General features: G+C 70.4%; 16 protein-coding genes. 9 read left to right on the top strand and 7 right to left on the bottom strand.

Features of this window, described 5'->3' with window-relative positions; all coding sequences use genetic code 11:
* Window positions 1-13: 13 nt before the first annotated feature.
* From ACQEV8_RS37045 to ACQEV8_RS37025, 5 genes are all read right to left on the bottom strand, one after another.
* On the bottom strand, window positions 14-883 hold the full coding sequence (locus tag ACQEV8_RS37045; RefSeq protein WP_432969572.1) for a sulfotransferase family protein: 870 nt from the start codon (window positions 881-883) through the stop codon (window positions 14-16).
* 140 nt (window positions 884-1,023) lie between these two features.
* Entirely contained in the window at window positions 1,024-2,274 is a 1,251-nt protein-coding gene (locus tag ACQEV8_RS37040; RefSeq protein ID WP_432969569.1) for an alpha-L-fucosidase, read from the bottom strand.
* Between the two features lie 3 nt (window positions 2,275-2,277).
* Entirely contained in the window at window positions 2,278-5,319 is a 3,042-nt protein-coding gene (locus ACQEV8_RS37035) for a glycoside hydrolase family 38 C-terminal domain-containing protein (protein ID WP_432969566.1), read from the bottom strand.
* 71 nt (window positions 5,320-5,390) lie between these two features.
* Window positions 5,391-6,728, bottom strand: coding sequence for a 6-phospho-beta-glucosidase (locus ACQEV8_RS37030; protein ID WP_432969563.1), 1,338 nt, complete (start codon window positions 6,726-6,728; stop codon window positions 5,391-5,393).
* Window positions 6,725-7,489, bottom strand: coding sequence for a DeoR/GlpR family DNA-binding transcription regulator (locus ACQEV8_RS37025; protein WP_432973269.1), 765 nt, complete (start codon window positions 7,487-7,489; stop codon window positions 6,725-6,727). The genes ACQEV8_RS37030 and ACQEV8_RS37025 overlap by 4 nt, the downstream gene beginning before the upstream one ends.
* A 147-nt stretch (window positions 7,490-7,636) precedes the next feature.
* On the opposite strand from ACQEV8_RS37025, the gene ACQEV8_RS37020 reads away from it, so the two are divergent.
* The 9 genes from ACQEV8_RS37020 to ACQEV8_RS36980 all read left to right on the top strand — a co-directional run bounded on the left by ACQEV8_RS37020 (window position 7,637) and on the right by ACQEV8_RS36980 (window position 20,309).
* Window positions 7,637-8,674, top strand: a complete 1,038-nt coding sequence (locus ACQEV8_RS37020; protein WP_432969560.1) for a carbohydrate kinase family protein — start codon at window positions 7,637-7,639, stop codon at window positions 8,672-8,674.
* A 61-nt stretch (window positions 8,675-8,735) separates the two neighbouring features.
* Window positions 8,736-10,013 (top strand): ABC transporter substrate-binding protein, encoded by a 1,278-nt coding sequence (locus tag ACQEV8_RS37015; protein WP_432969557.1) that lies wholly within the window; start codon window positions 8,736-8,738, stop codon window positions 10,011-10,013.
* 126 nt (window positions 10,014-10,139) lie between these two features.
* On the top strand, window positions 10,140-11,024 hold the full coding sequence (locus ACQEV8_RS37010) for a carbohydrate ABC transporter permease (RefSeq protein ID WP_391098900.1): 885 nt from the start codon (window positions 10,140-10,142) through the stop codon (window positions 11,022-11,024).
* The gene (locus ACQEV8_RS37005; protein WP_432969554.1) at window positions 11,021-11,869 is read left to right on the top strand and encodes a carbohydrate ABC transporter permease; all 849 of its coding nucleotides are present in this window, start codon (window positions 11,021-11,023) and stop codon (window positions 11,867-11,869) included. Before ACQEV8_RS37010 ends, ACQEV8_RS37005 begins: the two co-directional genes overlap by 4 nt.
* 144 nt (window positions 11,870-12,013) lie before the next feature.
* Window positions 12,014-12,931, top strand: a complete 918-nt coding sequence (locus tag ACQEV8_RS37000) for an alkaline phosphatase family protein (RefSeq protein WP_432969551.1) — start codon at window positions 12,014-12,016, stop codon at window positions 12,929-12,931.
* Complete coding sequence (locus tag ACQEV8_RS36995) at window positions 12,928-15,864, top strand: glycoside hydrolase family 2 TIM barrel-domain containing protein (protein ID WP_432969548.1); 2,937 nt, start codon at window positions 12,928-12,930, stop codon at window positions 15,862-15,864. Before ACQEV8_RS37000 ends, ACQEV8_RS36995 begins: the two co-directional genes overlap by 4 nt.
* Before the next feature lie 50 nt (window positions 15,865-15,914).
* Window positions 15,915-17,741: a LamG-like jellyroll fold domain-containing protein gene (locus ACQEV8_RS36990; protein WP_432969545.1), complete on the top strand. Its 1,827-nt coding sequence runs from the start codon at window positions 15,915-15,917 to the stop codon at window positions 17,739-17,741.
* Between the two features lie 20 nt (window positions 17,742-17,761).
* The gene (locus ACQEV8_RS36985) at window positions 17,762-19,429 is read left to right on the top strand and encodes a PHP domain-containing protein (RefSeq protein WP_432969542.1); all 1,668 of its coding nucleotides are present in this window, start codon (window positions 17,762-17,764) and stop codon (window positions 19,427-19,429) included.
* A gap of 52 nt (window positions 19,430-19,481) precedes the next feature.
* Entirely contained in the window at window positions 19,482-20,309 is an 828-nt protein-coding gene (locus tag ACQEV8_RS36980; RefSeq protein WP_432969539.1) for a PaaX family transcriptional regulator, read from the top strand.
* Here ACQEV8_RS36980 and ACQEV8_RS36975 read toward each other — a convergent pair.
* Window positions 20,300-20,755, bottom strand: a complete 456-nt coding sequence (locus ACQEV8_RS36975; protein WP_432969536.1) for a MaoC family dehydratase — start codon at window positions 20,753-20,755, stop codon at window positions 20,300-20,302. The genes ACQEV8_RS36980 and ACQEV8_RS36975 overlap by 10 nt on opposite strands.
* 14 nt (window positions 20,756-20,769) lie before the next feature.
* Complete coding sequence (locus tag ACQEV8_RS36970) at window positions 20,770-22,275, bottom strand: acyl-CoA synthetase (protein ID WP_432969533.1); 1,506 nt, start codon at window positions 22,273-22,275, stop codon at window positions 20,770-20,772.

Genomic DNA, 22,275 nt, shown 5'->3' with positions numbered 1-22,275 from the left:
CCTCTGGTTCCCGCTAGACGCTGTACCCCCATGCCTGTGCCAGTTCCTGCAGGCGTGGGGGCAGTTCCACGTCCGGGCCGGCGGTGCGGGCCGCCTGGATGCGGCCGGACTTGATGGTGCTGGACCAGTCGCCGAGCTGGGGGCGGAAGGTGCCGTGGTCCTTGCTGCCGTAGTCGAGCATGCCGGGCTCCCAGGGCACGCCGAGGTGGTCGCAGATGCCGCGGGTGACCTTGTCCGGTTCGGCGGTGAGACCCTCGTACGTGATCACGTGCGGGTCGAGGTTCCGGCGGGCCTCCTCCAGCTTCTCGCTGTACTCCAGGACCTCGGCGCGTACGGCCTCGTGGTCGGGGTCGGTGCGGCGGCTGGTGAGGGAGGCGACGACCGCGCCGGGGTGACGGAGCAACAGGATGTAGCGGGCGTTCGGCCAACACCGGCGCAGGCGGGGCCAGATGAGGGTGTTCGGCGGGGTCTTGTCGACGATGAGGTCCTTGCCGCTGCGGGAGAGTTCGAGGTGCAGCACCCGGTCCCACAGCACGTGCTCCAGCTCGTCCTTGTCGAGGTGGAGCGCCCGCATGGCGTCCGCGGTGAAGTCACGGGAGAGGCTGACGTGCACCGTGCGCAGGTGCATCTCGTGCGGGGCGCGGATGCGGCTGTGACTGTTGAGCAGGACGCGCAGCAGGGTCGAACCGGAGCGCACCGACGACAGCACGAAGACGGGCGAGTCCACCAGCCGGGGAGCTGTCGGGGCCGTGTAGGTGTCCACGTCCGGGCGGGGGCCGGGGATGGCTTCGAGGTTCCGGCGCGGTGGACTGACCGCCTCTATCACCAGCCTTCCGCGACGCTTCAGTCCCTTGCCGAGGGCGGACATGCGCGGGTCTCGCACGGTGACACCTTTCTTTCGCTGTGCGTCCCGATCCCAGGGGGACCGGGCGAACCGCAGGTGTCGCAGAGGCGAACCGGCCTGCTCACGGGCGTCCACATACCGCCTGTGAGCAGGCCTTTCACCGCTTTCTTAAACTTTCGTCAGAACCGGCCGGCGCCACGGTACAGCTCCAGTTCCCCTTCCAGTTCGACGGCCAGCACCGTGGCGTACGGGTCGAGGTCCGCCGCCGCGGGGGGTTCGATCCAGAGGATCCCCGGTGTCTCGTGCAGGCCGCCGGTGACGCGGTGGGGCAGTTCCGTGCCGCTGCCCAGGACCGACACCCCGCGCACCTTGCTGAGCAGACCCCGGACGTTGATCTCGGCGCGTGGGGCGTCGAACAGGGTCAGGTAGAGGGTGCGGCGGTCCCTGGACAGGGTGCTCGGGCCGTAGTGGTGGCCCGGCGGGAGTCCCCGGACGGTGCCGTACACCGCTTCCGCGTGCTTGGCGATCCAGGCGCCGAGTCCTTCCAGCCGCTCCGCCTGCTCGGCCGGGATGGTGCCGTCCTCGCGCGGGCCGACGCTGAGGAGCAGATTGCCTCCGCCGCCGATGGTCTCGGTGAAGTAGCGGATCAGCTGGTCGACCGACTTGTGGTTGTGGTCGTGGTGCTGGTGGCCCCAGGAGTCGTTGATCGTGAGGCAGAGCTCCCAGGGGCCCTCCGGCGGGATGACGGGGGCGCCCTGTTCGGGGGTGGCGTAGTCGCCCTCGCTCAGCATGCGGGCGTTGAAGACGACGTCCGGGACCTCGGAGCGGATGAGGGCGGCGAGTTCGGGGATGCGCCACTGCTCCTCGCTGCGGTCCCACTCGCCGTCGAACCACAGCAGGTCGGGCTTGTAGCGTGACGCCAGCTCCCGCAGCTGGCCGTCCCGGTAGGCCAGGAAGCGTTCCCAGGCGTCCAGGTCCTCGAACTCGGCGGCGACCTCGGAGTAGCGGTTGTCCTCCAGCTCCGGCGGGCGGCCGGGCTTGCGGGTGGAGGCGTAGTCGGGGTGGCTCCAGTCCGAGTGCGAGTAGTAGAGGCCGACCTTGAGGCCCTGCTCGCGCAGGGCGTCGGCGTAGCCGCCGATCAGGTCGCGGCCCACGTTCAGGTCGCCGTGGGCCGTGTCCCACAGGGCGACGCCGTCGTGGTGGCGGCTGGTCAGCACGGCGTAGCGGGCGCCGGCCCGCGCGAAGAGCTCCGCCCACTCGCGCGGCTCGTAGCGGGAGGCCGTGAAGCGGTCGAACTGGGACATGTACCGGTCGTAGGGGACGATGTCGTCGTAGAACGACCAGGACTCCTGCACGCCGTCGACGGCGTAGATGCCCCAGTGGATGAAGATCCCCAGCTTGGCGTCGCTGAACCAGGGTTGCATGGCCATGGGTCAGCCCCTGCGCAGACGCAGTGTGAGGATCTGGAAGGGCCGCAGGGTGACGGAGACACCGCCGTCGGCGAGGTCCGCGTCCTCGGTCGGCCGCTCCAGCAGGTCGGTGATCTGTGCTCCGGCGAGCGGGAAGCCGGTGCGCAGGACGCCCTGGGCGCGGCCGCCGCGGGACTCGTAGAGCCGTACGACGACGTCGCCCGAGGTGTCGTCGGCGAGCTTGACCGCCTCCACGGTCACGCCCTCGCCCTCGACGGAGACGACGGGTGCGGGGGCGTCCGCTGCTTCGGCCACGCGGAGCGGCAGGTTGAGGGCGTAGCCCTCGGCGACGGCGTCCTCGATGCTCGCGCCGGGCAGCAGCGCGTAGGTGAAGCGGTGGCGGCCCTGGTCGGCTTCGGGGTCCGGGATGCGCGGGGCGCGGACCAGGCTGAGGCGGACCGTGGTGGTCGTGCCGCCGTCCTCGCGGACCGTGCGGGAGACGTCGTGGCCGTACGTCGAGTCGTTGATGACCGCGACGCCGTAGCCGGGTTCGCCGAGGTGCACCCAGCGGTGGCCGGAGACCTCGAAGCGGGCCGCCTCCCAGCTGGTGTTGGTGTGGGTGGGCCGCTGGATGTGGCCGAACTGGATCTCGGCGGAGGAGTGCGGGGCGCGGATGTCGACCGGGAAGGCCGCCTTGAGGATCTTCTCCGTCTCGTGCCAGTCGATGTCCGTCTCGATGTCGATCCGGGGGCTGCCGGCCCGGACGGTGATCGTCTGGGTGATCGTGGAGCCCTTGCCGAAGGACCGCTCGACGCGGACCGCGCCGATCAGCGGGTCCTGCTCGACGACCGTGACGGACGAGGCGTCGAGCAGGTCCGTGTAGCGGTTCTGGTAGTGCTTGTCGATGTCCCAGGCGTCCCAGTAGTTGGGCAGGTCGGTGTGCAGGCGCAGCAGGTTGCCCGGGTCGGCCAGGACCTCGCGGTCGGCGCGCAGGTCGCGCACGGACGACAGGGTGCCGTCCTCGGCGATCTCCACGCGGACCAGCCCGTTGTCGAGCACCCGGCCGTTCACTGTCACGGGCTGCGGGGGCCGGGCGTCGGCGAGGGGCGCGGAGCCGCTCGCGGGGACCTCCACGTAGACCGGTGCGCCGTCGGCGGTGCGGATCACCTCGGCGCGGGCGTAGGGGCTGGTGTTGAAGGCGCGGGTCTCGCCGGCGCCGAGGGCGGCGAGGGCCCCGGCCGTGAGCTCCCCCAGCTCACCGGCCACGCGGGCGTACTCGGCCTCGGCCTCACGGTGCACCCAGGCGATGGAGGAGCCGGGCAGGATGTCGTGGAACTGGTGCAGCAGCACCGTCTTCCAGAGCCGGTCCAGCTTCTCGTGCGGGTAGGCGTAGCCCGGCGCGTGCAGAGCGGCCGTCGTCGCCCACAGCTCGGCCTCCCGCAGGAGGTGCTCGGAGCGGCGGTTGCCCTGCTTGGTGCGGGCCTGGGAGGTGTAGGTGGCGCGGTGCAGCTCCAGGTAGAGCTCGCCCACCCACACGGGCGCGTCCGGGTACTCCTCGCGGGCCTTGGCGAAGAACTCGTCGGGGTGTTCGACGACGACCTTCGCCGAGCCCTCCAGGTCCGCGAGCCGGCGGGCGCGTTCCATGATCTCGCGGGTGGGGCCACCGCCGCCGTCGCCCCAGCCGAAGGGGGCCAGCGAGCGGGAGGCGCCGCCCTTCTCCGAGTAGTTGCGGACGGCGCGGGACATCTCCTCGCCGCTGAAGCGGGCGTTATAGGTGTCGACCGGCGGGAAGTGGGTGAAGATGCGGGTGCCGTCGATGCCCTCCCACCAGAAGGTGTGGTGGGGGAACTTGTTGGTCTGGTTCCAGGAGATCTTCTGGGTGAGGAACCACTCGTTGCCGGCGAGCTTGGCGATCTGCGGGTAGGCCGCGTTGTAGCCGAAGGAGTCCGGCAGCCACACGCCCTTGGTCTCGATGCCGAAGTGCTCGATGAAGAACCGCTTGCCGTGGATGAACTGGCGGGCTACGGCCTCGCCACCGGGCAGGTTGCCGTCGGACTCGACCCACATGCCACCGACCGGCGCCCACTGGCCCTTCTTGACCGACTCCTGGATGCGGGCCCAGACCTTGGGGTAGTTGTCGCGCACCCACTCGTACTGCTGGGCCTGGGAGCAGGCGAAGATGAAGTCGTCGTACTCGTCGGCCAGGGACGTGACGTTCGAGAACGTGCGGGACGTCTTGCGCTTGGTCTCGCGGATCGGCCAGAGCCAGGCGGAGTCGATGTGGGCGTGCCCGACGCCGGAGACGGTGTGGGCGCTGGCGTGCGCGGGGCGGGCGAGGGCGGGCTGGAGCGCCTCACGGACGGCGGACGCGGAGCCGGAGACGTCGTCCAGGTCGAGCAGGTCCATCGCCCGGTCGAGCGCGTGGGCGATCTCGTGCCGGCGCGGGTCGTGCTCGCCCAGCTCCAGCATCAGCTCGCGCAGCACCTGGACGTCGAGGTCGAGGTGCCAGACCTCCTCGTCGAGGACCGCGATGTCGGCACCGCGGAAGGTGTAGAGCGGCTTGTCACCCGCGGTCAGCTTGTCGCCCAGCGGCGTGATCTTCGAGAAGTTGTCCGCGAGGATGTCCGGGTTGGAGGCGGCCTCGACCAGGTAGTCGACGCTCTCCCCGCCCGCCGCCGGGTTGGCGATCGCCACGTACTGGTTGAGCGGGTTGACGGCCTTCAGCGGGGTGCCGTCCGTGAGGTGCACGAGGGCCTCGGCCTGGTTGCCGGGCCAGTCGCCCACGAAGCCGAGGTCGATGACGGCCTCGACGCGCTTGCCGGCCCACTCGGCGGGCACCTGGCCGCGCATCCGGAACCAGGTGGTGCCCCAGGGCGGGCCCCACGGGGTGCCCATCGCGAACGGCTCGTACGGGGCGGCGGCGGCCTCCTCGAAGGAGACCGGCTCCCCCGGTGCCTGCCAGGCCTCCACCTGGAAGGGGACGGTGGCCGCGTAGATCGCGGACTTGATGCGCTGGTCGTGGAGGCGCTGGACGCGCTCTTCGATCCGGCGGCTTTCGTCATGCATGAGATGTCTCCAGGAAGCGGAACGAGCGAGCAAGCGGGAAGCGGTGGGGGAAAGCGCTTACCGGACGGCGTTCACCTAAGGTACGCCAGCCCGGGATGGACCTCGGTGTAGCCCTCGACCAGCCGGCGGGCCACGTTGACGGAGTCGACGAGCGGGTGCAGCGCGAAGGCCTTCACGGCCGTCGCCTGCGAGCCGGAGTCGGCGGCGGCCAGCACCTCGCGCTCGACGGCCTTGACCGCGCAGACCAGTCCGGTGGCGTGGTCGGGCAGCGGCTCGACGGTGACGGGGTGGGCGCCGTTGGCGTCGACGAGGCAGGGGACCTCGATGACGGCGTCGGTGTCCAGGACCGACAGGGTGCGCCGGTTGCGGACGTTGAGGATCAGGGTGGTGCGCTCGTCCCGGGCGATGGCCCGCATCAGGGCGAGGGCCACCTTCTCGTAGCCGCCGGACAGGTCGTCCTCGTCGCGTTCGCCGGCGCCGGCCGTCTCGCGGTTCTCGGCCATGTAGGTGGCCTCGCGTTCGGCGCGGGTGTCGTCCCAGACCTTGAGGGCGGGGGCGTCCGGGTTCCTCATCTCGGCGTAGAAGCGGGCCTGCTGGTCGTGCAGGAAGGCACCGCGGGTCTTCTCGGCCTGCTGGTAGGCCCGTACGGCCTCACGGTTGAAGTAGTAGTAGTGCAGGTACTCGTTGGGGATCGCGCCGAGGGAGCGGAGCCAGTCGACGCCGAAGAGCTTGCCCTCCTCGAAGGAGCCGAGCAGGTCGGGGTCGGCGAGCAGACGCGGCAGCTCGTCTCGGCCGGCGATGTGCAGGCCGCGCACCCAGCCGAGGTGGTTGAGGCCGACGTAGTCGATCCAGGCTTCCCTGGGGTTCGCGCCGAGCACGCGGGCGATGCGGCGGCCGAGGCCGACCGGGGAGTCGCAGATGCCGATGACGCGGTCGCCGAGGTGGCGGGACATGGCCTCGGTGACCAGGCCGGCCGGGTTGGTGAAGTTGATGACCCAGGCGTCGGGGGCGAGCCGGGCCACCCGCCGCGCGATGTCGGCGGCGACCGGGACCGTGCGCAATCCGTAGGCGATGCCGCCCGCGCCGACCGTCTCCTGGCCGAGGACGCCCTCGGCCAGGGCGACCCGTTCGTCGTTCGCGCGGCCCTCCAGGCCGCCGACGCGGATCGCGGAGAACACGAAGTCGGCCCCGCGCAGGGCCTCGTCGAGGTCGGTGGTGGCGGTCACCTCGGGCGCGTCCTGCACACCCGCGGCCTGCTCGGCGAGCACGCGGGTCACCGCGGACAGTCTGCCCGCGTCCAGATCGTGCAGGACGACGTGTGTCACCCGGCCCTCGGCGTGGTCATGGAGGAGTGCTCCGTACACCAGCGGCACGCGGAATCCTCCGCCGCCCAGAATCGTCAGCTTCACGCTTGCACCTTTCCCGTCACGACGACCTCGACGCCCGCCTCCTGAAGGGAGGCTCGCGTCGCCGCGTCGACCTGCGCGCTCGTCACCACCACGTCCAGGTCCTCGGGACCACAGACCTTCGCCATCCCGTGTCCGGGGAACTTCGCCGCGTCGGCGAGCAGGGCGACCTTCTCGCTGGCCTTGATCATGGCGCGCTTGACCGGTACCTCCACGACCGTCGTGTCCATGACCTGCCCGCCGGGCCGTACCCCGCTGGTGCCGAGGAAGAGCCAGTCGGCGTGCAGCTGGCGCAGGTTGTCCTCGGTCAGGAAACCGACCAGGGAGCGGTACTCACGGCGGACCATGCCGCCGAGCAGGACCAGCTCGATGCCCTCGTCGTCGGCGAGTTCCTCGTAGACCACCAGGTTGCTGGTGATCACGGTGAGCCGGCGGCCGTGCAGCTGCCGGGCCAGGCGGTAGGCGGTCGTCCCGATGTCCAGCAGGACCGACTGGCCGTCCTCGATCATCGCCGCCGCGCGCTCCGCTATGGCGTCCTTCTCGGAGACGCGCACCTCGGCGACCTCGGCGAAGGGCTGGTCGCCCTCCTCGACCACGGCGCCGCCGTGGACGCGTGTGAGAAGACCGTCTTCTTCCAGTTTGACCAGGTCACGCCTGATAGTGGCGGGGCTCACACCCAGCCGCTCGGAGAGGTCGGTCACAGCCGCGGGGCCTCCTGAGCGAAGGGCCCGCAGGATGAGTTGGTGTCGTCGTTCTGCCAGCACGGCGGGAACACTACTCGTCATCTTCAATCATTTCCATGCTCAGTTCTGCTCGGGTATTGACCAATCTCTCCGAGCAGCGCACGATTCCGGTCACGGAAATGAAGAGTTTTGACGATCTCCGTCGAACTCGAGCGAGAGGACACATCCGTGGACGATGACCGGCCCGATGTGCTGCTGACCGGGCTGCTCTTCTACGACCTCGTCCTCACGGGGCTCGGGAAGCCGCCGACGCCCGGCGAGGAGATCTGGACCGAGGGCATGGGCTGCGGCCCGGGCGGCATCGCGAACCTCGCGGTGGCGGCCTCCCGCTTCGGCCTCAGGACCTCCCTGGCCACCGTGTTCGGCGACGACTTCTACGGCGAGCACTGCCGGGACGTCCTGTGCGACCAGGAGGACGTCGACCTCTCGCTCTCCCGTACGGCGGACGGCTGGCCCACCCCGGTCACCGTCTCCGTCGCCTACGGCCACGACCGTGCCCTGCTCACCCATGGCCAGGAGCCGCCGTACTCGCAGGACGTGCTGATGGGTGACCCGCCCGAGGCCCGTACCGCCCTGGTCCACCTCGAGGCCGAGCCGCGCGAGTGGCTCGCCAAGGCCGCCGCGAACGGCACACAGGTCTACGCCGACGTCGGCTGGGACCCCACGCAGGAGTGGTCGACGGCCCTCCTGGACCAGCTCGCGCTGTGCCACGCCTTCCTTCCGAACGAGACGGAGGCCATGGCCTACACCCGCACCGACAGCGCGGTGGCCGCGCTCGGCACGCTGTCCGAGCTGGTGCCGGTCGCCGTGGTCACCCGGGGCGGGGACGGCGCACTCGCCGTCGACCAGATCACCGGCGAGTACGCGGACGTGCCCGCCCTCGACGTCGACGTGCTCGACGCGACGGGCGCCGGGGACGTCTTCGGCGCCGCCTTCGTCACCGCCTCGCTCGGCGGCTGGCCGCTGGCGGAGCGGCTGCGGTTCGCGGTCCTCGCGGCCGGGCTGTCCGTCGGGCACCACGGCGGAGCCCTCGCCGCCCCCGGCTGGTACGGCGTGCACCGCTGGTGGCACTCCCTGACCGATCCCGAACTGAAGCGGTCGTACGGCTTCCTGGCCGACCGGCTTCCGGTGGACCCCGGGCCGGCGGTCGCGTACGCCCCCCTCACCCCGCCGGCCCCTCACACGTCCGTCGGCCCACGCGCCTGAGAACGGCGGCACTGATCCCCGCACCCCTCTCCACGTCGAACAGCAACAACAGGAGTGACCCGTGGACCTTTCCCGCAGACGCTTCCTCCAGGCCGCCGCGTTCACCGCGGCCGCCTCCGGTCTGACCGTGGCATGCGGCAACGGCTCGGACTCGGCAGGCAGCAAGAACGGCAAGAACCTCACCTTGTGGTACTGGGGAGGCGCGCTCAGCGACAAGGTGGTCGCCGAGGCGAAGACCCACTTCAGCAAGGAGGTGAAGCTGACCGCCGCCTCCATCGGCGGCGACTTCAAGTCGAAGCTCACCACCACCCTCGCGGCGGGCACCTCCGTGCCCGACATCACCGGTATCAAGGGCGAGGACATGGCGTCCTTCCTGCCCAACGCGAACCGCTTCCTCGACCTGAACGACCTGGGCTTCAAGGACATCTCGTCCGAGTACCTGGACTGGAAGACCAGGCTCGCCCGGACCGAGGACGGCAAGCAGGTCGGTTTCCCGATCGACATCGGTCCCACCGCGCTCTTCTACCGCGCCGACATGTTCGACAAGGCCGGGCTGCCCACGGACCCCGACAAGGTCGCGGCGCAGGCGGGGACCTGGGAGGAGTACTTCGCGCTCGGCACCGAGCTGAAGAAGAAGGTCTCCGGCACCTATCTGGTCAACAACATCGGCTCCGTGTTCAACATGGTGGTCGGGCAGGGCACCGAGCGGTTCATCGACAAGGAAAACCGCTTCATCGGCGACCAGGACCACATCCGCAAGGCGTGGACCACCGCGGTCCGCCCCTACACCCTCGGCCTCGACGCCAAGATCAACGACAACACCTGGAACGCCGCCGTCGGCAAGAGCCTGAGCACCGAACTCGGTGCGGCCTGGCACGCGCTGGACATCGAGCAGGCGGCCCCGAAGACCAAGGGCAAGTGGCGGGTCTGCGCGATGCCCGGCGGACCGGCCAACCAGGGCGGCTCCTACCTGGCCCTGCCCAAGCAGTGCCGGAACCCCGAAGAGGCGTTCAAGATCATCAGCTGGATCCTGAGCCCGGAGAACGACGCCCGCGGCTTCGCGGACGCCGCGATCTTCCCCGCCGCGCCGGCGGCTTACTCCGATCCGGCCATGACCGGAGGCGACCCCTTCTTCGGCGGGCAGAAGATCATCGAGGTGTTCGGCCCGGCCGCCAAGGCCATACCCGCCAGCTACGAGGCACCCGCGGACGCCGCCGTCATGGCTCCTTTCATGACGGAGCTGTCCAGCATCGAGGCCAAGGGCAAGAAGCCCGACGACGCCTGGCAGGACGCCGTCAGCCAGGCCAAGCAGATCGCCCGCCGCCAGGGGGTGAGCTGAGCGATGGCCTCGCCTCCGGTCACCGGACCCGCCGCGGTGCCCCGGCGCCACGGCGGGCCGGGCCCGGCCCGCTTCCGCCCCCGGCGCACCCCGCCGGTGGGCGCCGCACGGCCGAGACGTCGCGGTGTGCTGTCCTACTGGCGGCAGTACCTGGCGATCTCGCCCTTCTTCCTGATCTTCGGCATCTTCTCGTTCGTCCCGGTCTTCTACTCGCTGTACCTGGCCTTCCAGCGCTGGGACGGCATGGGCACCATCCAGTTCGTGGGCCTGCAGCAGTTCCGTTTCCTCTGGGACGACCCGGTCTTCTGGATGTCGATCCGCAACACCCTGGTGATCTGGGTCCTGTCCACCGTCCCCACCCTGTTCGGCGCCCTGGTGCTAGCGACGCTGCTGCACTCGGTGCGGCGCTTCAAGGGCTTCTACCGCATCGCCCTCTACATACCGAACGTCACCTCGATCGTCGCCGTGTCGATCTTCTTCGGCGCGGTGTTCAGCAACAACTTCGGCCTGGTCAACGCGATCCTGGGCACCGTCGGCATCTCACCCGTGCCGTGGCTGAGCAACCCTTGGCTGATCAAGCTGGTCATCGCGCTCCTGATGACCTGGATGTGGACCGGCTACAACATGATCATCTACCTGGCCGGCCTCCAGGCCATCCCCACACAGATCTACGAGGCGGCCAGGCTGGACGGCGCCGGGCCCATCCGCACGTTCTTCCAGATCACCATGCCGATCATGCGGCCCATCATCCTGTTCACCGTCATCATCTCGACCATCAACGGCCTGCAGAGCTTCAGCGAACCCCAGGTCCTCTTCGGCAGCAACGCCGCCAACCCGAACCTCGGCGGTCCCGGCCAGGCGGGCCTGACCACGCTGCTGTACTTCTACCAGTCGGCCTTCGTCAACAACGACTACGGCTACGGCGCGGCCATCGTGTGGGCCTTCTTCGTACTGATCATGGTGCTGGTCGTCATCAACTGGCGCGTCGTCCAGCGCGGGAGGAAGTCATGACCGCAGTGGTCAAGAGGCGGTCACGGCGCCCCAAGGGGCTGACCGCGCACATCGTCCTCGCCCTCGCCGTGCTCATCTCGATCTTCCCGTTCGTGTGGACGATCGTCATGGCGACGAACACCACCGAGGACATCTACAAGAGCCCGCCGAAGCTGACCTTCGGTTCCCATCTGCTGGAGAACGTCCGGCACGTGCTCGACACCATCGACTTCTTCGGGTCGATGCTGAACACGGTCCTCGTCGCCTCCGTGACCACCGTCCTGGTGCTGTTCGTCGACTCCCTGGCGGCGTTCGCCTTCGCCAAGTTCGACTTCCCCGGGCGCAAGGTGCTGTTCGCCATGCTGGTGGGCTTCATGATGCTGCCGCTCCAGCTGGCCGTCCTCCCGCAGTTCATCCTGATGTCCGACATCGGCTGGGTCGGCACGCTCAAGGCGCTGACCCTGCCCGCCCTGGCCAACGCCTTCGGCATCTTCTGGCTGCGCCAGTACATAGAGAACGGTGTTCCGGACGAACTCCTCGACGCCGCGCGCATCGACGGGGCGGGGTTCTTCCGGCAGTACTGGAACATCGTGCTGCCGATGATCAAGCCCGCGTTGTCCTTCCTCGCCATCTACGCCTTCGTCGGTGCCTGGAACGACTACATCTGGCCGCTCGTCGTGCTCACCGACCCGGGCCACCTCACCCTCCAGGTGGTGCTCGCCCAGCTCCACGTCGGTCACACGACCGACTACAGCATGGTCATGGCCGGTGTGCTCATGGCGTCCGTTCCGCTGGTCATCGTCTTCACCCTCTTCGCCCGCGGGTTCATCGCGGGCGCCACGGAGGGGGCAGTGCAGGGGAGCTGACCGGGACAGCCGCGCCCGACAGGGGCGCGGGGCTGTGTTGATATGCGGCTCCGCCGCGTGGGCGCGACCAGCCACAGGTGACGCGCAGCCGAAATCAGCCGGTCCCGTCCCGAGCTCTTGGCAGCCACACCAGAGAGGCACCCAGTGACGGACGTCAACTCCGAGGCCCCACGCGCCAAGGTGCTCGTGGTCGGCATGGACGGACTGCGCTACGACCGGCTCGTCCGATCCCCCTCCACGGCACCCGTGCTGCACGCCCTGATGGCCGCGGGCGCCGTCGGTACCAGCCTGCTTCCCTACGGCGAGGCCGACGGCCAGGCCGGGGACGGGCCGTCGACCAGCATGGCCTACACCGACTCCGGGCCGGGCTGGTCGAGCATCCTCACCGGGGTGTGGCCCGACCGCCACGGGGTCACCGGCAACGATTTCAAAGGTGCCGACTACGCCCGCTACCCCGACTTCCTCAGCCGCGCCGCCACCACCCGGCCCGCTCTGCGCACAGCGGCCGTCGTCTCCTGGCCGGAACTGGTCCGGCGCGGCACCCTCGGCCGGGCCATCGGCCGACGTGTGCGCCACAACGGCGAATCCAGGGGCTACGAGACCGCGGACGGCCGCGTCGCCCGCACCGCCATCCGCTGGCTCACCAAGTCCGACCCGGACGTGCTGTTCGTGTACTTCGGCGCCACCGACGAGGCCGGCCACGCCACCGGCCCCCTCTCCCCCGCCTACGACGACGCCCTCCTCGCACAGGACGCCCACCTCGGACGGCTCCTGGATGCGATCGACGCACGGCCCGCCCACGAGCACTGGACCGTGCTCATCACCACGGACCACGGTCACCTCGACTCCGGCGGCCACGGCGGCGACACACGTGCCGAACGGGAGGTCTTCGTCATCCTCGCCGAGCCCGGCATGACCGGAGGCACCCGGCTCGACACGCCCCGTCCGATCGACATCGCCCCCACCGTCCTGGACCGTCTCGGCATCCCCGTCGACCCCGCCTGGGGCCTGCAGGGCCGTGTCCTGCCCCGGCCCACCCCACCGACTTCGGAATGGTCATGACCGACGCACATATCGACCCCCTGATCTCCCTGCGCCCCTGGGAGGCACCCGAGCTGACCTCCTGGGGACGGCTGCCCATGAACGCCGTCGACCGGCGGGCCGGGGCCGTCTCCCTGGACGGCGACTGGCGCTTCCAGTTGCTGCCCGCGCCGGACGCCCCACTCGGGGAGGTCTGGTCGTCGTCGTACGTACCCGGCGTGTGGACCATGCAGGGCACGGACGACCTTCCCCGGTACCTGAACATCCGCATGCCGTTCGCCGAGTTCCCGCCGGAGGTGCCCGCGGCCAATCCGACGGGCGTGTACGAGCGTGCGGTGGACGTGCCGGCCGAGTGGACCGGGCGGCGGATCGTGCTCCAGGTGGGAGCCGCCGAGAGCGTGCTGCTGGTGCATGTGGACGGGCGGCCCGTAGGGATCTCCAAGGACTCCCGTCTCGCCGCCGAGTTCGATCTGACGCCGGTGCTGCGCCCCGGGCAGCGGGCCACCCTGCGGCTGACCGTCGTGAAATGGTCGGACGCCTCGCACATCGAGGACCAGGACCACTGGTGGCACGGCGGGATCACGCGCTCGGTGCTGCTGTACGCGCGCGACCCGCTGCATCTCGCGGACGTGGCCGTCAGGGCCCGGCGGGACGGGGATCTGCGGGTGGACTGCCGGGTGCGGGACACGGGCGGAGCGCTGCCCGAGGGCTGGTACGTCAGCGGGGAGCTGGACGGGCAGCTGCTCACCCAGGACACGGAGTTCGACCGCGCCAACGCCGAGGACGAGCGCGTCTCCGACTTCCTCGGCGAGGCCCGGCTGCGGGCCGTCGTACCGGACGTGCGCACCTGGACCGCCGAGACGCCCGAGCTGTACGGCCTGACCGTACGACTGCACCGCGCCGACGGCACGGTCGCCGACACCTCGCACCACCGCGTCGGCTTCCGCGACGTCGAGATCACCGGCCGGGACCTGCTGGTCAACGGCGAGCGCGTGTTCATCCGGGGCGTCAACCGGCACGACTTCCATCCGCTGACCGGCCGGACGGTCTCGTACGACGACATGCGCGCCGACCTCGTCCTGCTGAAGCGGTTCGGCTTCAACGCGATCCGCACCGCGCACTACCCGAACGACCCGTCCCTGTACGACCTGGCCGACGAGCTCGGTTTCTACGTCGTCGACGAGGCCGACATCGAGTCCCACGACCACGCGCACGAGGTCGCCGACGACCCGCGCTATCTGGGCGCCTTCGTCGACCGGGTCGCGCGGATGGTGCTGCGCGACAAGAACCATCCGTCCGTCATCATCTGGTCGCTGGGCAACGAGTCCGACTACGGCGCCAACCACGACGCGGCGGCGGGCTGGATACGCCGGCACGACCCGGCCCGGCGGCCGGTGCAGTACGAGGGCGCCGCCAAGCTCGGCTGGGCCGATCCGGACCTGGCCTCCGACATCGCCTGCCCGATGTACGCGCCGCTCCAGGAGTGCCTGGCGCACGCCATGTCCGGCACCCAGACCAAGCCGCTGATCCAGTGCGAGTACTCGCACGCCATGGGCAACAGCAACGGCACGCTGGCCGACCATTGGGAGGCCATCGAGGCCACCCCGGGTCTTCAGGGCGGGTTCATCTGGGAGTTCTGGGACCACGGCATCCTCCAGCGTGTGAACGACGGCAGACCGGCCGGGCGTGGGGGCGCCGGGCTCTATGACAACGGTGTCGCCGCGCCCGGGCATCGCTGGGCGTACGGCGGCGACTTCGGGGAGAGCGACCACGACGGCGCCTTCATCGCCGACGGGGTGGTCTTCCCCGACCGCACCCCCAAGCCCGTGATGTTCGAGCACCGGGAGATCGCCGCGCCGGTGCGGATCGAGAGCTTCCGGCACGAGGGCGTCGTCCTCGGCAACCACCAGCACTTCCGCGGCCTGGACTGGCTGTCCGGCGACTGGGAGCTGTCCCTCGCCGACGGCGGCACCCTGACCGCCCCCGCCGAGCTCCCCGATCTGCGGCCGGGCGAGACGGCCGCCGTGCCGCTGCCGTTCGAGCTGCCGGACGACGGCGGCGAGGCATGGCTGACCCTGCGCGTCACGACGGCCGGGGACCAGGCCTGGGCGCCGCGCGGCACGGTCGTGTGTCTGCCGCAGGTGCGGCTGCGGGCGGCGGAACCGGTGCGGCACACCCCGGTCTCGAACCGCCCTGTGGAGGTCGACGAGGACGGGCTGCTGGTCCATCCGCTGCTGGCGGCCGCGCCCACGCTGTCCCTGTGGCGGGCGCCCACCGACAACGACGAGCTGGGCGGCATGGCGGGCCGCTGGCGGCAGTGGGGGCTGGAGGCGCCCACCCGGAAGGTCGTCGCCGTACGGCGTGACCCGGGACGGGTGGCCGTCGTCACCGACCATCTCTGCCCGGGCGGGACCGTTCGGCACGAGCAGGTGTTCACGGCCGTCGAGGGCGGGCTGCTGGTGGAGGAGTGCGCCGAGCTGCCCGAGTCCCTGGACGACGTGGCCCGGGTCGGGTCGGTCTTCGAGACGGCTCCCGGGCTGAATCTGCTGGAGTGGTTCGGGCAGGGCCCCTGGGAGTCGTATCCGGACCGGGGCGCGGGCGCGCCGGTCGGCCATCACGCTCTGCCGGTGGACGAGCTGTTCACTCCGTATCTGCGGCCGCAGGAGAGCGGCGGGCGGCACGGCGTACGGCGGTTCACGCTGTCCGCGCCGGACGCCACCGGGCTGGCGGTGCGGCTGGACCGGCCCTGCCAGGTGTCCGTGACCCGCCATCGCGCGGCTGACCTCGCCTCGGCCGCACATCACGACGAACTGGTGCCGCGTGCCGGGTGCGTGGTGCACCTCGACGCGGCGCACCGCGGTCTTGGCACGGCGTCGTGCGGGCCCGACACCTTCGCTTCCTATCTCGTCGCGGCCGGAGTCCATCGCTGGAGCTGGACGCTGCGCGTTCTCTGAGTTCTTCGAGTTCTTCCCTTCCCTGTTCTCTGTCACCTCATGGAGCACCCGTGTGCACTTCGCATGACCACGACCTGGGCGAGGCGCCCCAGGCCGGTGCCGGAAGACGCAGTTTCCTCCGGGCCACCGCGCTGCTCGGCGCGACCGCCGCTGCCGTGACCGCACTCCCCGCCGTCACGGCCGAGGCTGCACCGGCGAGTTGGCGTCCCGACTCCCGCAGCCGCCGCTTCACGCTCGCAGTGATGCCGGACACCCAGTACCTCTTCGACGGACCGAGTATCGACAAGGCGCCGGTCGAGGCGTCGCTGCGCTATCTGCTGGAGCACGGCAAGGAGGAGAACCTCGTCTTCCTGTCGCATCTCGGGGACCTCACGCAGAACGGCGCGAAGGAGGAGTTCGCGGCGATCGGCGAGGCGTTCCGGCTGCTGGACCGGCGAGGCGTCGGCTACAGCGTCCTGGCCGGCAACCACGACGTGAAGTCCTCGACGACCGACCAGCGCGGTGCGACGCCGTACCTGGACGCCTTCGGTCCGCGGCGGTTCAAGGGGAAGCCGACGTTCGGGGGCGCCTCCCCGGACGGCTACAACACCTTCCACCTGTTCACGGCGGGCGGCCGGGAGTGGATGGTGCTGGCGCTGGACTGGCGGCTGTCGCCACAGGGTTACGCGTGGGCGAAGGAGGTGCTGGCGAAGCACCCGAAGACGCCGGTGATCCTCACGACGCACGAACTGGTCGTCGAGGACGACTCCCTGTCGGAGTACGGGCAGCAGCTCTGGGACCAGCTGGTCGAGGAGCACGACCAGATCTTCCTCACTCTCAACGGGCACTACTGGCCCGCCGCCCGCGCGACGCGGAGGAACGCGGCCGGGCACGACGTCCATCTGCATCTGACGAACTACCAGAACCGCTACTTCGGCGGCGCTGCGATGATCCGTCTCTACCGCTTCGACCTGGACCGGAACGTCATCGACGTGGAGACGGTCTCCCCGTGGATCCTGGGGCGGGCCGGGAAGGGGCTCAACGAGCTGGAGCGACAGGAGATGGAGCTGAGCGGTGACGCCGACCGGTTCTCCGTCGAGATCGACTTCCAGAAACGATTCTCCGGCTTCGCGCCCGTGGCCGCGCGGCCGGCCAGGCCCACCGCGAAGCTGCTGGTCCCGGGCACGGTGGCGTACTGGCGCTTCGAGAAGCCGGTGGACGGTTCCGTCCGCGACCTGTCCGGGCACGGCAACGACCTCTCGCTGGTCACGGTGGGCGGTGGCGCCCTGGGCTGGTCGGCGGACCACCATCCCGACCAGCCGGGCCACGGCAGCCTGGAGTTCCAGGGCTTCAAGTCGCCGCTGAAGGGCGCCTACCTGCGCACGGTCGACGGCGCCCCGCTCAACAAGGCCACCTTCGAGGACGGCTACACCATCGAGGCGTTCTACCGTCTGCCCGCCGACTGGGACCCGGACCACCATGCCTGGTCGGGCCTGGTCTCGCGCACGGGCACGGGCGGCGCCGCCGGGAAGACCGCCGACGACCCGGACGAGCCGCTGGCCACGCTGTCGCTGTCCAACGACCGTGAACCGCAGTGGGCGATGCGCCCGCTCAACCAGCAGGGCATCGCCACCAACTGGGGCCAGGAGACGCCGCTGGAGACCTGGTGGCACCTCGCGGTCGTCAACGACGGCAAGCACAGCACGCTGTACGTCGAGGGCTGTCCGGTGGTCCGCAACCCGAGGGCCACCTCGATCGGCATCACCTCCGTCGGACTCCCCTGGCTGCTGGGCGGTTACGAGTACGGCGGGAAGATCGACCAGATCCTGCACGGACGTCTCGGTGACGTCCGCATCGTCGAACGGGCGCTGCCCGTCACCTCCTTCATGACGCACTGACACCCTTCTCGAGGATCACCATGACCGATCAGCAGCTGCCCGACTGGGCCGACCCCTCCGTCTCACCCGCCGCACTCGATCCGCAGGGCCTGTCCAGGCGCGGGCTCCTGCGCCGCGCGGGCCTGTTCGGCGCCGCCTTCACCCTCGGCTCGGCCGCCGTGCCCGCCGCGGCCTCACCGCAGCGCCTCGGCGGCGACGACCCGCGGCTGGCGTATCTGGTGGGCGACCACCACGTCCACTCCGTCTACAGCCACGACGCCAAGTACACGTTCTCCCAGCAGGCAAAGGCCGCCGCCAGGTACGGCCTGGACTGGATGGTGTTCAACGAGCACTCCAACTTCGGGCACGCCTACTACGGCGCGAAGCTGGAGCACGAGGAGATCCTCAAGGCCCGTGCGGAGAACCCGCGTCAGCTGATCTTCCAGGGCCTGGAGTGGTACATCCCGGCCGCCGAGCACTGCACGGTGTTCGCGGCGCCCGGCCCCCACGAGGTGGACCTGCTCACGCGGTTCGAGCTCGCCTACGACGGCAAGCTGCTCGACTACACCGAGGGCTCGGCCGGCGCGACCGACACGGCACGCAACGAGGCGCACGCCGTCAAAGCGATCAAGTGGCTGGCCGAGCAGCGCCGTTCGGGCTATGTAGACGACGTCCTCGTGCTCGCCAACCACCCGCTGCGGCTCGGCATCGACTCCCCGCACGAGATGCGCGACTGGCGGGACGCGGCTCCCGAGATCATGATCGGCATGGAGGGTGCCCCCGGTGCCCAGGGTGCCGCCATCCCCGGCTGGCGCGGCACGACCTCGATCCGCGGCGAGTACGAGAACAAGCCGACCGCCCAGTCCTGGTCCGGCTACCCGGCGGACGCCTATCTGACGTACGGCGGCTTCGACTGGGCGACGGCGACCGTCGGCGGGCTGTGGGACGCGCTGCTCGCCGAGGGCAGACTGTTCTCGATCACCACCAACTCCGACAACCACCGGACCGTCTTCGACACCTGGAAGAACGGCGACTGGCCGACCGGGCAGAACTTCGACAACACCGGCAGGCTCCCCGACCCGGTGAACACCGACACCCCGCAGCCCGGCAGCGACTTCTGGCCCGGCCAGTTCAGCCGCACCCACGTCGGGGTCACCCGCTACGGCTACCGCGCGGTCATGGCGGGCCTGCGCGCGGGCCGCGTCTGGCTGGACCACGGGCATCTGCTCGACGGGCTCGACGTCCGGCTCAAGCGGGACCGCGACGCCGGTCGCGGCGTCACCCTGGGCGGCCGGCTGCGCGTCCGCAAGGGCGAGAGGATCAGCCTGTACGTCACCGTCACGACCGCCTCCCGCCCCAACGCGCAGGGCATCCTGCCCGAGCTCCGGCACGTCGACGTGATCCGGGGCGCGGTGCGGGGCCCCGTCGCCGACCGGGACACCTGGAAGGCTCCGGACACCAGGGTCGTACACACGAAGGACGTCAGCGGCCGCAAGGGGACGTACACGCTGCGCATCCCGCTCACCGCCGGCGACGAGTCCTTCTACGTCCGGCTGCGCGGCAGCGACGGCAACCGCCATGGTGCGGGCTACCTCGGCGCCTCCGTCGACCCGCACGGGCCGATCCCGCACGAGCCCGGGAACGGTGACCCGTGGGCGGACACGTGGTTCTACGCGAACCCGGTATTCGTCGACGTCGAGGGTTCCTGACCCCGGGTACCAGCAGGTCACGGACTGATCCGGCAGAGGTACGGTGGGCCGCGTGACCGGTGAAGAGTCGCTGCGGCCCCAGTCCCTCATGCTGACGTTCCTGGGCGACCAGGTGCTCGGGCGCGATGTGTGCGTGTACTCGGGCAGCGTCATCGACGTGTTCGCCCGTGCCGGGATCGGCGAGCAGGCGACCCGCTCGACGCTGACCCGCATGGTGGGCCGTGACCTGCTGCGCCGCCAGCGCGAGGGCCGCCGGATGTACTTCGGGCTGACCGGGCGCTCGGAGGCCGTGCTGCGGGACGGGGAGCGGCGCATCTGGCAGACCGGCGCCGTCAACCGGCACTGGGACGGCACCTGGACCCTGCTCGGCTTCTCCCTGCCCGAGTCCTGGCAGCGCCGGCGCCACGACCTGCGCTCCCAGCTGACCTGGAGCGGCTTCGGCCCGCTGTTCAACGGCCTGTGGATCGCCCCGGGGGAGGTCGACGTGTCGGCGCTGGTCGCCGAGCTGGGCCTGTCCGCCCATGTGAAGGTCTTCCGGGCCCACGCGGACACCGGCATGGACATCGGCCAGATGATCGAGGAGACCTGGGAGCTGTCCGACCTGGCCGGGCACTACGAGGCGTTCGTACGACGCTGGCAGTCGTGGGAGGAGGAGTTGCCGGACGCCGACGACGCGCTGGTGCTGCGCCTGCGCCTGCAGACCGAGTGGCTGCGCATCGTCCGGCGCGACCCACGCCTGCCCGTCAAGCACCTCCCGGACGACTGGCCGGCGGACCAGGCCGAGAAGACGTTCCGGGCCGTGCACGACCGGTTCTCACCGCTCGCCCGTGACGCCTCGGAACGCCTGCTCGACCTGGTGCCCGCGCGGCCTCAGGCGTAGAACCGCGACAGGCTCTGCAGCACCGCCGCCGGCTTGGTGGCGCCCTCGATCTCGATGGCTCCCTCGACGGTGATCTGCGCGCCGCCCGGCACGTCCTCGACCTCGGCGAGCTTCGCCACCAGCCGGATACGGGAGCCCACCTTCACGGGGGAGGGGAAACGCACCTTGTTGAGGCCGTAGTTGACCTTCGTCGTCACTCCCTGGACGTCCAGCAGTTCGGTGAACAGCGGGATGAAGAGGGAGAGCGTGAGGTAGCCGTGTGCGATGGGGGCGCCGAAGGGGCCTTCCTTGGCCTTCTCGGGGTCCACGTGGATCCACTGGTGGTCCCCGGTCGCGTCGGCGAAGGTGTCGATCCGCTCCTGTGTGACCTCGATCCACTCGCTGGTGCCGAGGTCACTGCCCGCGAGCTTCTTCAGTTCGCCGAGACCGTTGACGGTGATGCTCATAGAGCTGTCCTTCGCTAGGAGTTGGTGCCGAAGCGCTTGCGCACACGGGACTTGAGGAGCTTTCCGGAGGCGGTACGCGGAAGTTCGTCCGCGACGACGACCGACTTCGGGATCTTGTACTTGGCGAGGCGTCCCGCGAGCGACGCGAGCACCTCGTCGGGGTCGAGCGCGGAGCCCTCGCGGGGGACGACGACCGCCCGGGGCACCTCGCCCCACTTGTCGTCCGCCACGCCGATGACCGCGCACTCGACGATGTCCGGGTGGGCGAGGAGCTGGTCCTCGATCTCGGCGGGGTAGATGTTCTCCCCACCGGAGATGATCATGTCCTTGATGCGGTCGACGATGTGGACGTAGCCGTCCTCGTCGACCTGGGCCGCGTCGCCGCTGCGGAACCAGCCGTCCACGAAGGACGCGGCCGTCTCCTCGGGCAGCCCCCAGTAGCCGGGCATGACGTGCGGTCCGCGCACCACGACCTCCCCGACCTCGCCGACGTCGACCGGAGCGAGGTCCGGCCGTACGACGCGTACGTCGCTGAAGAAGTGCGGCACGCCCGCCGAACCCGCCTTGCCGACGGCGTGCTCGGCGTCGAGGAACAGCGTGCCGGGCGCGGCCTCGGTCATGCCGTAGCCCTGCAGGAAGGTGAGGCCGCGCTCCTGGTAGGCCGCGATCAGCGGGGTGGGGACCGGGGAGCCGCCACAGGTCAGGATCCGCAGCGAGGAGAGGTCCGCCCCCGGCCAGCGTGGGTGCCGGGCCACCTGGTCGAACATGGTCGGCACGCCGAACATGAAGGTGATCCGGTGCCGCTCGATCAGATCGAAGGTGGCGTTCGGGTCGAAGGCCCCGACCAGGACGCAGGCGCCGCCCTTCAGCAGGACCGGGAGCGTCAGCATGTTCAGGCCGGCGGTGTGGAAGAGCGGGGCGGAGACCAGGGCGCGTTCGTCGGCGATCAGGTCGGTGTCGACGAGGACGTTGACCGCGTTCCAGGTGAGGTTGCCATGGGTGAGCATGGCGCCCTTGGGGCGGCCGGTCGTGCCCGAGGTGTACATGATGATGCAGGTGTCCTCGGCGCCGACCGGTTCGTCGATCGGATCCCCGGGTGCCTCGGTGACGGCCCTCTCGTACTCCTCGCCGGCCTCCAGATAGACGCGTACGTCCGTGCTGCCCGGCAGGCCCGCGACCAGGCCGGCGTGCGAGGCGCCGTAGACGAGGGCCTTGGCGCCGGAGTCGGCGAGCTGGTAGGCGATCTCGGGGCCGGCAAGGCGGGTGTTGAGGGGGACGAAGACCGCGCCGAGCGTGCCGGCCGCGAACAGGGTCTCCAGGTAGGAGGGGTGGTTCGGGCCGAGGTAGGCGACGCGGTCGCCGCGCCGGATGCCCCGCTCGCGCAGGGCGTGGGCGAGGCGGGTGGTGCGCTCGTACAGGGCGGCGTAGGTGCGGGTGGTGTCGCCGTGGATCAGGGCGGTGCGGTGCGGGGTCTTGCGGGCCCGGCGTGCGGGCCATGACCCCAGTCCCTCGTTGCGCAT

The sequence above is a fragment of the Streptomyces sp. CA-179760 genome (assembly GCF_050937045.1).
Lineage (GTDB): Bacteria > Actinomycetota > Actinomycetes > Streptomycetales > Streptomycetaceae > Streptomyces.
Note: the sequence above shows the minus strand (reverse complement) of the source record. Positions and strands in the feature narration are given on the sequence as shown.

Coding starts and splice junctions, on each gene's coding strand:
- ACQEV8_RS37040 (WP_432969569.1), bottom strand. CDS start 2,274: ATGGCCATGCAACCCTGGTTCAGCGACGCCAAGCTGGGGATCTTCATC.
- ACQEV8_RS37005 (WP_432969554.1), top strand. CDS start 11,021: ATGACCGCAGTGGTCAAGAGGCGGTCACGGCGCCCCAAGGGGCTGACC.
- ACQEV8_RS37035 (WP_432969566.1), bottom strand. CDS start 5,319: ATGCATGACGAAAGCCGCCGGATCGAAGAGCGCGTCCAGCGCCTCCAC.
- ACQEV8_RS36970 (WP_432969533.1), bottom strand. CDS start 22,275: ATGCGCAACGAGGGACTGGGGTCATGGCCCGCACGCCGGGCCCGCAAG.
- ACQEV8_RS36985 (WP_432969542.1), top strand. CDS start 17,762: ATGACCGATCAGCAGCTGCCCGACTGGGCCGACCCCTCCGTCTCACCC.
- ACQEV8_RS36995 (WP_432969548.1), top strand. CDS start 12,928: ATGACCGACGCACATATCGACCCCCTGATCTCCCTGCGCCCCTGGGAG.
- ACQEV8_RS36975 (WP_432969536.1), bottom strand. CDS start 20,755: ATGAGCATCACCGTCAACGGTCTCGGCGAACTGAAGAAGCTCGCGGGC.